We start from the raw sequence: 11,361 nt of genomic DNA, 5'->3' as shown, positions 1-11,361 counted from the left end.
TGCCGTCGTTTTTGTACCACTTTAAACCTTATCAGCGCACATCACGCCACCGACTTACTGCGTTTCAAACCAATCAGCGTCGGGAACACAAAAAGCGACTGCCCCAGCCCGCGGTTGGTCAGTGACCACACCGCCACCGAACACAGCGAACAGATACCGACAATTGCCAGCGGATAGAAGCACGCCCACAGCAGCGCAAACCACGCCTGCTCAAACAGATGATGACGCTGCGCAAACAGAATCGCTGACATGCCGAAGAACTCAATAAAAATGCGGTGGATAACGTAGATCTGTAGCGTGTTGCGGCCAATCCAGTTGAAGTAACGCATGCTGAAGTGCGCGTTGAGCCAGCGGCACGCCGCCACGCTCACCAGCACCGCGATGATGCACATGAACAGGCTCTTATCGAGGCCAAAAATCACGTGCAGACCGGACAGCGCCGCCAGCGCGGCCCACGGCAGAAGGTTCTCGCGGCGCAGCTGACTCAGGCGCAACATCAGCGGGCTCCAGAACGCGCCCAGCAGGAAGAACAGGAAATACTGCGCCACGCTCTGCGGTCCCCAGTAGGGAATGATCTTCTCCACCGCCAGATAATTCAGCACCACCGCCGCCACCAGCAGCGCCACTTTGTGCTGACGGAAGATTTTGGCGCACAGGAAGTAGATCGCCAGACCGTACAGGTACCACGAGGTACTCATCGCCAGGAAGGTCAGCTTAAGGAACTCCAGCAGCGAACCGGCGTAAGCCGCGTTGAGGTTCTGCGAGATACGCTGGCCGGTGATTTCAGTCGAAATGCCGACAATCGACCACCACTGAATAAAGCCCCACAGCACATAGAGATAGAACAGATTAGTAATGCGACTGGTAAACACCTGTTTCCACGGCCGGTTGAGAATGCCGTTGGTGGCAAGCAGGCCGGAGACGAAGAAAAAGGCGGGCATACGCAACGGTGATAACACCGTATTAAACTGCACCCATATTTCCGCCGGGATCCAGCCGGCGCTAAGATATTTAACCGTGCCTTCAAAGCCCGGTAATACGGTGTGGTACAGCACCACCAGCAATATGCACACCCCTTTCAGGGTATTCACCCATGCAATATCTTCTTTCCTGGCGTTATTCATATTTTTGACTCCTGCTGCGGTGTAGGTCTTAAAGGAGAAGAATGGAAAAACAGGCAGTGCAGCCTTTATGGTTATTCAACGATTATTCAACAAGCAGCAGGGGCTGACTCTAGCGAAACTCCTAAAACTTTTTCGCTGGTCCTGATATAACAATACTTTACAGTACCACAGATAAATTGACCGCCCGGCGGATTAGCCGTGAATAGCTGTTATTTAAGCATTCATGGCGTAATTTGACGGTGCGCCGAGCACGTATTGCCGCACGGAAATTAAGAACATTCCGCAGCGGAGTAAACCAGCATTAATTATATCGACGGAAAATATATTTAATAATGCGTCAAAAAGGTAAGCGCGGTATTTAATACTTTGCTAGCAGGGAAATAATTCGGGCCAGCGAACCGGCCCGGAGAGATTATTGATTGAGAAACTTGTCGAGAAATTGCCGGGTGCGTGCCTGCTGCGGATTGCTGAACAGCGCTTTAGCCGGGCCCTGCTCCACGATACGCCCCTGATCCATAAAGATGGCGCGATCGGCGACGTCACGCGCGAAGCTCATCTCATGCGTGACGATCACCATAGTGCGTTTCTCCTGCGCCAGCGCGCGGATGGTGCTGAGCACCTCGCCCACCAGTTCAGGATCCAGCGCCGAGGTTGGCTCATCGAACAGAATCACCTGCGGACGCATCGCCAGCGCCCGGGCAATTGCGACGCGCTGCTGCTGACCGCCGGAAAGCCGGCGCGGGAAACTCTCTTCCTTACCGTGCAGACCGACCTTCTCCAGCAGCGTGCGTGCGCGCGCAATGGCTTCCGCCTTCGCTTCGCCTTTGACGATCACCGGCCCTTCAATGATGTTCTCCAGCACCGAACGGTGCGGGAACAGATTGAAGTTCTGGAACACAAAGCCGACCTGCTGGCGCAGCTGCCGCACTTTATCCTTCTGCTTGTGCAGGCCGAGGCTGGCGTCGATGCTGATGTCACCGACTTTGACCTGGCCGCTTTCCGGCACTTCCAGCAGATTAATACTGCGCAGCAGCGTGGTTTTGCCCGAGCCGCTCGGACCGATGATCGCCACCACTTCGCCGGGCGCGACATCGAGGTCGATGCCGTGCAGCACCGTCTGGCCGTGAAACTGTTTCACCAGCTGACGGACTTCAATTGCACTCATCTTGCCTCCCGATCCTGACGATTGACGTGCGCTTCCAGCCGGTTTTGCAGCGCCGACAGCACCGTGGCCATCACCCAGTAAATCAGCGAAGCCGCCAGATACATGGTGAACACTTCCAGCGTGCGCGAAGTGATCAGCTGCGCCTGCCGGAACAGCTCAGGCACCTGAATGGTGGCCGCCAGCGAGGTATCTTTCACCAGGCTGATAAAGCTGTTACCGAGCGGCGGCAGCGCGGTGCGCGCCGCCTGCGGCAGAATAACGCGACGCAGCGTCTGCCACGGCGTCATGCCGATACTGGCGGCCGCTTCCCACTGACCGCGCTCAATAGCCGCAATCGCGCCACGCAGCGATTCCGAGGCATAGGCCGCGGTGTTAAGTGACAAACCAATCATCGCCGACGGAATCGGGTCGAGCTCAATGCCAAACTGCGGCAGACCGTAGTAGATCATAAACAGCTGGGCAATCAGCGGCGTGCCGCGAAAGATCGACACATAAAAACGCGCCAGCCAGTTAACCGGCCAGAAGCGTGACAGGCGCATCAGCGCCAGCACGAAGCCGAGTATCAGGCCGAAGAACATCCCGCCGATACTCAGCTGCAGCGTGAACAGCGCGCCTTTCAGCAGAAAAGGTGCTGAATCCAGCACCAGCTGTAAACTTTCCTGCATTATTTCGTGACGTCCGCGCCGAACCACTTCTCAGACAGCTTGCTCAGCGAGCCATCTTTCTGCATGTCGGCAATCGCACCATCAATCGCTTTCAGCAGCGATTCATTGCCTTTGCGCAGCGCCACGCCTGCTTCCAGACGGGAGAACGCCGGGCCAGCCACCGCCATGGTATTGCCGGTTTTCTTCACCAGATCCAGCGCGGCTAAGCGGTCAACCAGAATGGCATCAACGCGGCCTGAACGCAGATCCTGATATTTGGTTGGGTCATCATCATAGGTGCGGATATCCACACCTTTGACGTTGTCGCGCAGCCACTGCTCATAGTTAGAACCGAGACCCACGCCGACTTTCTTGCCGGACAGATCTTCCGGTTTGGTGATGGAGCCCGCGTTCTTCTTCAGCGTCAGCGCCTGCACGCCGGAGATGGTGTACGGCGTGGAGAAGTCATACTTCTTCCTGCGCTCGTCGGAGATGGTCACCTGGTTGATCACCACGTCGATACGTTTGGAATCCAGCGAGGCCAGCATACCGTCCCATTTGGTCGGTTTGAGATCCGCTTTCACGCCGAGGTGTTTTGCCAGCTCCTGGGCAAACTCGACTTCAAAACCGGTCAGCTTGCCGTTTTCATCCTGGAAGCTGAACGGCGGATAGGTGCCTTCCAGCCCGACGCGCAGCTCACCTTTGCTCTTGACCTGCGCCAGCAAATCTTCTGCCGCAAAGCTTTTTACGTTCACGCCCGCCACCAGTGCGACCGCCATCATTCCCATCACCAGCTGGCGACGAATCGGAGAGAAAGCCATGTTTACCCCATTATTGTGATGTGTTGTGTGCTTATGGTTAATTAACGCTCATTTTGGGCGCGGCGCTTTATCTCGCAATAAAGGGTGCCGCTCCGGCATGTGCTCTTTGTAATAACCGCTGGATTATAAACCTTTTTTTGCTGCTGTCTCATACCGAAGGATGATAAGCAAATAACGCCGGTGCGCCGCCGGTATGCACAAACAGCAGCGGCCCTTCCCGGCGGAAACGGTTCTGGCTGATGCCATCGATCAGACCCGCCATCGCTTTGCCGGTGTAGACCGGGTCGAGCATAATGCCCTCCAGCCGCGCCAGCAGGCGCACCGCTTCCATGCCTTCGTCATTGGGTTCGCCGTAGCGTGGCGCAAAATAGTCATCCCACAGGGTTACCGGCGCACGCGCTTCCAGCTCCAGCTGCTGTGCCAGCGCGCTGCGAATGCGCTCCACCACCGGCAGCTGCGCCTCAACCTTGCGCGACACCGTCACGCCCACCAGCTCGCTATTCGGCAGCAGCTGTTCCAGACCGATCGCCAGCCCGGCATGCGTCCCGGCACTGCCCGACGCCACCACCACCGCAGCGAAATCCACCACGCCTTCGCTTTGATGGGCAATCTCCTGCGCGCATTCGACGTAGCCGAGCGCGCCAAGCGCATTCGAGCCGCCCACCGGCACAATGTAAGGCCGGAAGCCCTGCGCTTCCAGCCGTTCTACCTGCTCTGCCAGTTGCTGCGGTGGATTGTGCAACGCATCAACCATCACGACCTCGACATCCATCAGGTCCAGCAGCAGGCGGTTGCCGTTGCTCAGGTAGTTGGCGGCGTCGGTGCCAATCGGGTTCTCCAGCAGCGCCACGCATTTCAGGCCGAGACGCGCCGCCACGGCTGCCGTCTGGCGCACGTGGTTGGACTGGATGGCACCGGCGGTCAGCAGCACATCGGCACCTTCTCGCAACGCATCGGCAGCGAGAAACTCCAGTTTACGCAGCTTGTTACCGCCCAGCGCCACCGGCGTGACGTCATCACGTTTAATAAAGATATCGCGTCCGAGGTAATCAGACAGGCGTGGCAAATGCTCTAACGGCGTCGGTGCGCCAAGCAGTTCAAGACGGGGAAACTGGTGCAGAAGATGTAAGGACAATGCAGCCTCCATTCGGGCAATGTGCAGTTATCCCTACAGTGTTGCAGAAGATGAGAAAAGTCGCATCCGGAATTGATCGCGACGCGCCCCGGTTGCTGGTATGCTCACCAGTAACCGGGGCTGAATCACCCTTAGCCGCGCTGCCAGCCTAAGAACTGGTCATATTTGCGCAGTGCAATACGGTAGTTATTGTTGCCCGCATCGGGCAGATCGTTTTGCAGACACTCATGCCAGCTGTTGCCCCGTAACCTTTCTGCCGGGAAATTTTTCGCTTTCAGCATGTCATCAAGACGACGCAGACGCACCACATATTCACGAATGGTACTGTGACTCATCTCGGTCTGCTCAAACAGATATTGTTTGAACGCCATGATATCGAAGTAATTCGGATGGGTATTACAAAAAATATCGCTGCAGAAACGGCACAGCGCCGTCAGTTCCGGCTGGAGTTTCATCCATACCTGATCGTCAATCATCTGGTCCATGCGTGCGATGGCCTCTTTATTGATGATCTGGCCGCGGAACACTAACGCCATACGGTCTAAAACTTTGCCACAGTGTGAACAGTTGCTTTGGCTGTGTTTGTAGTCTTTAAGGTAGCGACTTAACGGTCTGGCTTTAACTTTGGCTCCCATTGCTGAGTCCCCGGTTTTTTTATTTTTGGTTCCCCAGGAACTGAGTCTGTTAGCGCGCTCCCGTCAAACGGGCCCGCAGGCGTTTGATCGCCTGACTGTGCAACTGGCTGACGCGGGATTCCCCCACTTCCAGCACCGCGCCAATCTCTTTCAGGTTCAGTTCTTCCTGGTAGTACAGTGTGAGCACCAATTTTTCGCGTTCAGGCAACGCCTCAATCGCTTCAATCACGCGTTCACGCAGGTTTCCTTCCATTAACTGATGCAACGGGTTGGCTTCCTCATGCCCCTCCGTGACCAGTTCCGCACTGTCGCCGTGTTCTTCCCGATACTCGTCGTACGAGAAAAGCTGGCTGTTATTGGTATCCAGCAGAATCTGCCGGTACTCTTCCAGCGAAACATTCAACCGCTCAGCCACTTCCTGCTCGGTAGCCGCGCGCCCCAACGCTTGCTCTACCTGATGCATAGCGCCGGCCACCTCGCGCGCATTACGACGTACGCTGCGTGGTGCCCAGTCGCGGCTGCGCAGCTCATCCAGCATTGCGCCCCGGATACGCTGCACGGCGTAGGTGGTAAAGGCGGTGCCCTGCAGCGCGTCATAGCGCTCCACGGCATTCAGTAAGCCAATACCACCGGCCTGCAGCAGATCGTCAAGCTCAACGCTGGCTGGCAAACGCACCTGCAGGCGCAGCGCTTCATGCCGCACCAGAGGAACGTAGCGCTGCCAGAGCGAATGTTTATCCATCACGCCATCGGCGGTATAGAGATCGTTCACGTTGACTACCCTGCGTTAATAAAGTTATCGGCATGATTATCCAATTCTGTAGCGGTTTCGATTGGCAGAATAGGCAGGCAAAAGCGAGGTTATTTCAAATTTGTTATGGATGGCGGTGGATCGCACCGCCATTGTGCACAGGTTCAGCGCAGATTACGCAGCCGCTGCCTTGTGCCAGGCGGGACGGCGTCCCACAGCGCACAGGTTTTGCCCTCAAGCGCCTGATAAAAAGGGCTAATGGACTCGTCGCATTCCAGCGCGGAATTAAACAGCACCTGACCGGTTTCTGCGTCAATGCTAATCATTTTATTGATAAACAGCCGCTGCAGGTCGCTGCGCAGGAACAGGCCGTTGTCGACGCTGTTATCCGCCAGAAAGCCCTCTTCATTCTCCTGGGTGTCGATATGGCAGGCTTCCACCCACGGCCAGCTGTGGCGCTCGGTTAAGCGCGTGCCGGTAATAATGCAGCCACCATAGCGCGCCTTCACCGCCGCGCTGAACTCCGCCTGGCTGGCGCGCTGGAACACTTTCGCCTTGACGCGCCGCCCCACTTCAGTACCCGGCATTACCGCGCTGGGCATTTTCTGCTGTGGTGTGCTGAGCACCACTAAAAACTGGATCTTGCGCGACAGCGGGAAACACGGGTGCGCCTGCGGATCAAACAGCTGCCAGTACTCTTCCTCTTCGGTCTGGCGCATCAGCACCAGCTTAAAGCCGCGGCTGTTGAGCAGGTTTTGCGCCTCCGCCGAGCGGGGATCGAGCATCGCGTAGACCCGGGTTTCGCCGATCACTTTCCAGCGTCCGCTTTTACGCGCTTCGTCGTTGCGGCGAAAATAGAGAAACGCCTGCTGGTTTTTCAGGTAATGCTCAAAGCGGCGCAGGTAGTTTTTGCGCTCATTATCGTCAGAGACGAACAGCAGGTCTTCCAGCGGACTGTTCAGCTCCTCCTGCGCAAACAGCGCGCGGATCACCAGGTTGCGGTAGCTGGTTGACGGGCTGAGCAACCCGCGGGCGGTGAGCTCCTTCTCCTCCGGATGCTGCTGCGCATAGCGCAGCGCGATCTCATCGAAGGTCAGTTGCTCACCCGGTAACAAGTCATAATTGAAGCGCATAGACACCCCAGAAACAGGAAAAATAGAGCGTAAAAATTGGAATGATTCTGAAGAGGGTTATCGGCAGTTCTCACCCAGGCTGTAACAGGATGGTTACTTTTTTGAGGTTATGATGCGCAAGGGGAAATCGTCTGCCGCACAACAGCCCAATTTGATTTAGCTCAGCAGGAAAGCCCACGCGCTGCTTTTCTCTCCTTCCGCTTATCCCCGGCAATGCCCGCTTTTTTATCGGTTATTCGCGCCATCAATTATTCCTGCGCGCTCGTATGCTCACAGCATGACTCTGTGGAGAGCAGAGACGCGTAATAAGGAAGGCAATGATGAAAGGTATAGTGCTGGCGGGCGGGACAGGTTCCCGCCTGCATCCTGTAACCTGCGGCGTATCGAAGCAGTTGTTACCGGTTTATGACAAACCGATGATTTACTATCCACTTTCGGTGCTGATGCTGGCAGGCATTCGTGACATCCTGGTGATTACTACCGCTGAAGATCTGGCGGGATTCCAGCGTTTGCTGGGCGACGGCAGCCATTTCGGCGTCAATCTGCAGTTCGCGGTGCAGCCATCGCCCGATGGCCTGGCGCAGGCGTTTATCATCGGTGAGTCTTTTATTGCCGGTGAGCGCTGCGCATTAGTGCTGGGCGATAACATTTTCTTTGGTCAAAGCTTTGGTAAAAAGCTCGAAGATGTGGTCGCGCGACCGCAGGGTGCTACGGTATTTGGCTACCAGGTGATGGACCCTGAGCGCTTCGGCGTGGTGGAATTTGATAAGCAGTTCCGCGCGCTGTCCATTGAAGAAAAACCGCTACAGCCAAAATCGAACTATGCCGTCACCGGCCTCTATTTTTACGATAAAAATGTCTGCGCCATGGCGCGGGAAGTTCGCCCTTCTCACCGCGGCGAACTGGAAATTACCACCCTCAATCAGATGTATCTCGACGATGGGTTGCTTAACGTCGAAGTGCTGGGACGTGGCTTTGCCTGGCTCGACACCGGTACCCACGAGAGTTTACTCGAAGCGTCACACTTCATTCATACCATTGAAAAGCGCCAGGGCTTCAAAATTGCCTGTCTGGAAGAGATCGCCTGGCGCAAGCGCTGGATCGGTAGCGAGTCGCTGCTGCAGCGCGCCGCCTATCTCGGCAAAACACAGTATGGTCACTATCTGAAGATGCTGGTGGAGGAGTGAGATGGAGGTCATCACCACGAAAATTGCTGATGTAAAAATTATCCAGCCTAAAGTATTTGGCGATGCCCGCGGCTTCTTCCTCGAAACCTTTGAGAAGCGGCGTTATCAGCAACTGCTGGATATTGACCTGGATTTTGTGCAGGACAACTACTCCCGTTCGGCGCGTAACGTGCTGCGCGGGCTGCATTTTCAGAAAACCCAGCCGCAAGGCAAACTGGTGCGCGTGGTACGCGGCGCGGTGTTTGACGTTGCCGTCGATATCCGTGCGGATTCGCCCACCTTTGGCCAATGGACCGGGCTGGAGCTGTCTGAAGAGAACAAAACCCAGCTGTGGATCCCGCCGGGTCTGGCACACGGTTTTGTGGTGCTCTCCGAGGTCGCTGACTTCGAATACAAATGTACTGATTACTATAACCCACAGGATGAAGCCTGCCTGATGTGGAATGACGCTGAAGTTGCGGTGCAATGGCCGGTAGCGACGCCTCTGCTATCGGTAAAAGATCAACAAGGACTCTCCCTGCAGGAGTTAGTGCAATGCGCGTTTTGTTAACCGGTGCTTATGGCCAGCTTGGCCGTTGTTTACTGGATCGGGTGCCGGCAGAGTGGATCCTGCTGGCCTGTGGCTCTGCCGAGTTAGATATTACCGACCGCCCGGCGGTGGAACGGGTGGTAAAGAAATTCCGTCCCGATGTGATCATCAATGCCGCCGCATATACCGCGGTCGACAAGGCTGAAACCGACCGTATCCGCGCCATGAAGGTCAACGCCATCGGCCCGGAAAATCTCGCCATCGCCGCTCACCAGCAGGGCGCCCGCTTGATTCATCTCTCCACCGATTACGTGTTTGATGGCAGTAAAAAAACGCCTTATACCGAAAGCGATCTGCCCTGCCCGATTAATTTCTACGGCCTGAGCAAATGGGAGGGTGAGAAACGCGTATTCTCCGTGCTGCCGGACGCCGTAGTGATTCGCACCTCATGGGTGTTCAGTGAGTACGGTGCAAACTTTGTCAAAACCATGCTGCGGCTGGCGGAAACCCGCAGCGAAATCAGCGTGGTGAACGATCAGTGCGGCTGCCCGACCTATGCCGGCGATCTGGCACAGGCGATTATCACCCTGGCATCCCGCGCGGAAGCCGCTGGCGTTTATCACTACTGTGGCGATGTGGCGGTCAGCTGGTGCGAATTCGCCCAGGCGATTTTTGTGGCCGCGCAGCGGGATGTGCTGGTGAAAGGGATTGGCAGTGAGCAATATCCGATGGCAGCGGCAAGGCCGGCAAATAGCGTACTGAATACCGCGCGGATAGCGGCGCTGGGGATTGAGGCATCGGACTGGCAAAACCGCGTGCAATCCGCCTGCTTAGCCGGTGATTCAGCCACCGTTCAGCCCGTTCCTGACATCACCGCCCTGCAATAACTATAAAACAAGGCGTCTCAGACGCCTTGTTATTATCCCACCAGAGGTAACGCGCGGCTTGTTAGCTTTTGCTCAGCCAGGCGGTGAATGATTTGCACAATATTGTCAACTTCGGCCAATGCTAAGCCAGGATAGACCGGCAAACATAACACGCGCTGAGACATTTGTTGTGCAATCGGTAAGGCCGCTTCATCAGCGCTAGGTAATCCACGATACATCGGGAAACTGGTGATCAGCGGATAGAAATAACGGCGGGCAATAATGTTGTGCTCACGCAGATGCGCATAAAGCTCATCACGACTCAGCGGAAAATCTTCCGTTACCATCACCGGCAGATAAGAGTAGTTCCATTCAACATCAGCCGGAATATGCGGCAGCGTAATGCCATCGATTTCCGCGAGCAAATCATAATAGTGCGCCTGAATACGCGCCCGCTCCGCTAATGCCTGGTCGATGTGCTTTAACTGCAGCAGGCCAAAGGCCGATTGCACCTCGTTCATCTTGCCGTTAATGCCGGTCGCCACAATGGTGGTTTCATCTGCAAAGCCAAAATTCTTCAGGTAATCGATGCGCTTTTTGGTTTTAGCATCCGGGCAAATAATTGCGCCACCTTCAATGGTATTGAAAACCTTCGTTGCGTGAAAACTTAAAATCGACAAGTCACCATAATTCAATATGCTGTTGCCGTTTTTACGTACGCCAAAGGCGTGAGCCGCATCGTAAATGACTTTCAACCCGTACAGGTCAGCGATGCGCTGAATATTCTCCACGTCGCACGGATTGCCGTAGCAGTGCACCGGCATAATGGCTGTGGTTTGCGGTGTAATGGCCTGCTCTATTTTGGAGGCATCGATATTACAGCTTATCGGGTCGATATCGACAAACACCGGGGTTAACCCATTCCACAACAGAGAATGCGAGGTGGCGACAAAAGAATAAGGTGTAGTGATGACTTCACCGGTAATACGCAGCGCCTGCAGCGCCGTCAGCAATGCCAGCGTGCCATTGGTAAATAAGCAGAGATGCTCAACACCTAAATAGCGTGCCAGTTCCTGTTCAAGTTGCTGATGGAAGGGCCCGCCGTTGGTCAGGACTTTATTCTGCCAGATCTGTTCAAGGTAAGGCATGAACTCTTCCAGCGGTGGCATAAGCGGGCTGGTTACATACACAGGTTTATTATTCATAATCGTTCACCTCAGCAGAGTGCCTTTTCACACCAACCCACCTTTGAAGGTTGATAGCCGGGTCATTCCCTGCAGAACAGGTATTCGCCTCAGCCAGTGATGAGGCGGTGAATGACCGCAGAGTGTGGTGTTATCCAGATAGATTGAAACTGCATTGACCTGCTGC

General features: G+C 55.4%; 12 protein-coding genes. 3 read left to right on the top strand and 9 right to left on the bottom strand.

The genetic code is table 11. The features are described 5' to 3' along the window. Window positions 1-41 precede the first annotated feature (41 nt). The 8 genes from AC6I79_RS08095 to AC6I79_RS08060 all read right to left on the bottom strand — a co-directional run bounded on the left by AC6I79_RS08095 (window position 42) and on the right by AC6I79_RS08060 (window position 7,408). Window positions 42-1,124, bottom strand: a complete 1,083-nt coding sequence (locus AC6I79_RS08095; RefSeq protein ID WP_058774543.1) for an acyltransferase family protein — start codon at window positions 1,122-1,124, stop codon at window positions 42-44. A 412-nt stretch (window positions 1,125-1,536) separates the two neighbouring features. Next, window positions 1,537-2,289: an L-cystine ABC transporter ATP-binding protein TcyN gene (gene tcyN / locus AC6I79_RS08090; RefSeq protein WP_021509905.1), complete on the bottom strand. Its 753-nt coding sequence runs from the start codon at window positions 2,287-2,289 to the stop codon at window positions 1,537-1,539. Further along, the gene (tcyL, locus tag AC6I79_RS08085; protein ID WP_058757420.1) at window positions 2,286-2,954 is read right to left on the bottom strand and encodes a cystine ABC transporter permease; all 669 of its coding nucleotides are present in this window, start codon (window positions 2,952-2,954) and stop codon (window positions 2,286-2,288) included. The genes tcyN and tcyL overlap by 4 nt, the downstream gene beginning before the upstream one ends. Then, window positions 2,954-3,754, bottom strand: a complete 801-nt coding sequence (gene tcyJ / locus AC6I79_RS08080) for a cystine ABC transporter substrate-binding protein (RefSeq protein WP_058771170.1) — start codon at window positions 3,752-3,754, stop codon at window positions 2,954-2,956. Before tcyJ ends, tcyL begins: the two co-directional genes overlap by 1 nt. A gap of 148 nt (window positions 3,755-3,902) precedes the next feature. Further along, entirely contained in the window at window positions 3,903-4,889 is a 987-nt protein-coding gene (locus tag AC6I79_RS08075) for a D-cysteine desulfhydrase (protein WP_498027679.1), read from the bottom strand. Window positions 4,890-5,020: 131 nt separating this feature from the next. Beyond that, the gene (gene fliZ / locus AC6I79_RS08070; RefSeq protein WP_031280184.1) at window positions 5,021-5,524 is read right to left on the bottom strand and encodes a flagella biosynthesis regulatory protein FliZ; all 504 of its coding nucleotides are present in this window, start codon (window positions 5,522-5,524) and stop codon (window positions 5,021-5,023) included. Window positions 5,525-5,573: 49 nt separating this feature from the next. Further along, on the bottom strand, window positions 5,574-6,296 hold the full coding sequence (locus AC6I79_RS08065; protein WP_021509900.1) for an RNA polymerase sigma factor FliA: 723 nt from the start codon (window positions 6,294-6,296) through the stop codon (window positions 5,574-5,576). Between the two features lie 143 nt (window positions 6,297-6,439). Continuing rightward, window positions 6,440-7,408, bottom strand: a complete 969-nt coding sequence (locus AC6I79_RS08060) for an HNH endonuclease signature motif containing protein (protein ID WP_498027678.1) — start codon at window positions 7,406-7,408, stop codon at window positions 6,440-6,442. Window positions 7,409-7,728: 320 nt separating this feature from the next. Between AC6I79_RS08060 and rfbA the strand changes: the two genes are divergently transcribed. The 3 genes from rfbA to rfbD are packed head-to-tail and all read left to right on the top strand — an operon-like array spanning window position 7,729 to window position 10,011. Beyond that, window positions 7,729-8,595 (top strand): glucose-1-phosphate thymidylyltransferase RfbA, encoded by an 867-nt coding sequence (gene rfbA, locus AC6I79_RS08055; RefSeq protein WP_125310830.1) that lies wholly within the window; start codon window positions 7,729-7,731, stop codon window positions 8,593-8,595. Between the two features lies 1 nt (window position 8,596). Continuing rightward, complete coding sequence (gene rfbC, locus AC6I79_RS08050) at window positions 8,597-9,145, top strand: dTDP-4-dehydrorhamnose 3,5-epimerase (protein WP_058771168.1); 549 nt, start codon at window positions 8,597-8,599, stop codon at window positions 9,143-9,145. Then, a complete protein-coding gene (rfbD, locus tag AC6I79_RS08045) occupies window positions 9,130-10,011 on the top strand; it encodes a dTDP-4-dehydrorhamnose reductase (RefSeq protein WP_058771167.1) in 882 nt (293 codons plus the stop codon). The genes rfbC and rfbD overlap by 16 nt, the downstream gene beginning before the upstream one ends. A 32-nt stretch (window positions 10,012-10,043) precedes the next feature. Here the strand turns inward: rfbD and AC6I79_RS08040 are convergent, their stop codons facing one another. After that, on the bottom strand, window positions 10,044-11,195 hold the full coding sequence (locus AC6I79_RS08040; RefSeq protein ID WP_021509895.1) for a DegT/DnrJ/EryC1/StrS family aminotransferase: 1,152 nt from the start codon (window positions 11,193-11,195) through the stop codon (window positions 10,044-10,046). Window positions 11,196-11,361 lie beyond the last annotated feature (166 nt).

The sequence above is a fragment of the gamma proteobacterium symbiont of Scutellera amethystina genome, assembly GCF_059730845.1.
Note: the sequence above shows the minus strand (reverse complement) of the source record. Positions and strands in the feature narration are given on the sequence as shown.

What these genes read in the sequence shown, in the direction of transcription:
- AC6I79_RS08060 (WP_498027678.1), bottom strand. Translation starts at nt 7,408, where the DNA reads ATGCGCTTCAATTATGACTTGTTACCGGGTGAGCAACTGACCTTCGAT.
- tcyN (WP_021509905.1), bottom strand. Translation starts at nt 2,289, where the DNA reads ATGAGTGCAATTGAAGTCCGTCAGCTGGTGAAACAGTTTCACGGCCAG.
- rfbA (WP_125310830.1), top strand. Translation starts at nt 7,729, where the DNA reads ATGAAAGGTATAGTGCTGGCGGGCGGGACAGGTTCCCGCCTGCATCCT.
- rfbD (WP_058771167.1), top strand. Translation starts at nt 9,130, where the DNA reads ATGCGCGTTTTGTTAACCGGTGCTTATGGCCAGCTTGGCCGTTGTTTA.
- tcyJ (WP_058771170.1), bottom strand. Translation starts at nt 3,754, where the DNA reads ATGGCTTTCTCTCCGATTCGTCGCCAGCTGGTGATGGGAATGATGGCG.
- rfbC (WP_058771168.1), top strand. Translation starts at nt 8,597, where the DNA reads ATGGAGGTCATCACCACGAAAATTGCTGATGTAAAAATTATCCAGCCT.
- fliZ (WP_031280184.1), bottom strand. Translation starts at nt 5,524, where the DNA reads ATGGGAGCCAAAGTTAAAGCCAGACCGTTAAGTCGCTACCTTAAAGAC.
- tcyL (WP_058757420.1), bottom strand. Translation starts at nt 2,954, where the DNA reads ATGCAGGAAAGTTTACAGCTGGTGCTGGATTCAGCACCTTTTCTGCTG.
- AC6I79_RS08095 (WP_058774543.1), bottom strand. Translation starts at nt 1,124, where the DNA reads ATGAATAACGCCAGGAAAGAAGATATTGCATGGGTGAATACCCTGAAA.
- AC6I79_RS08040 (WP_021509895.1), bottom strand. Translation starts at nt 11,195, where the DNA reads ATGAATAATAAACCTGTGTATGTAACCAGCCCGCTTATGCCACCGCTG.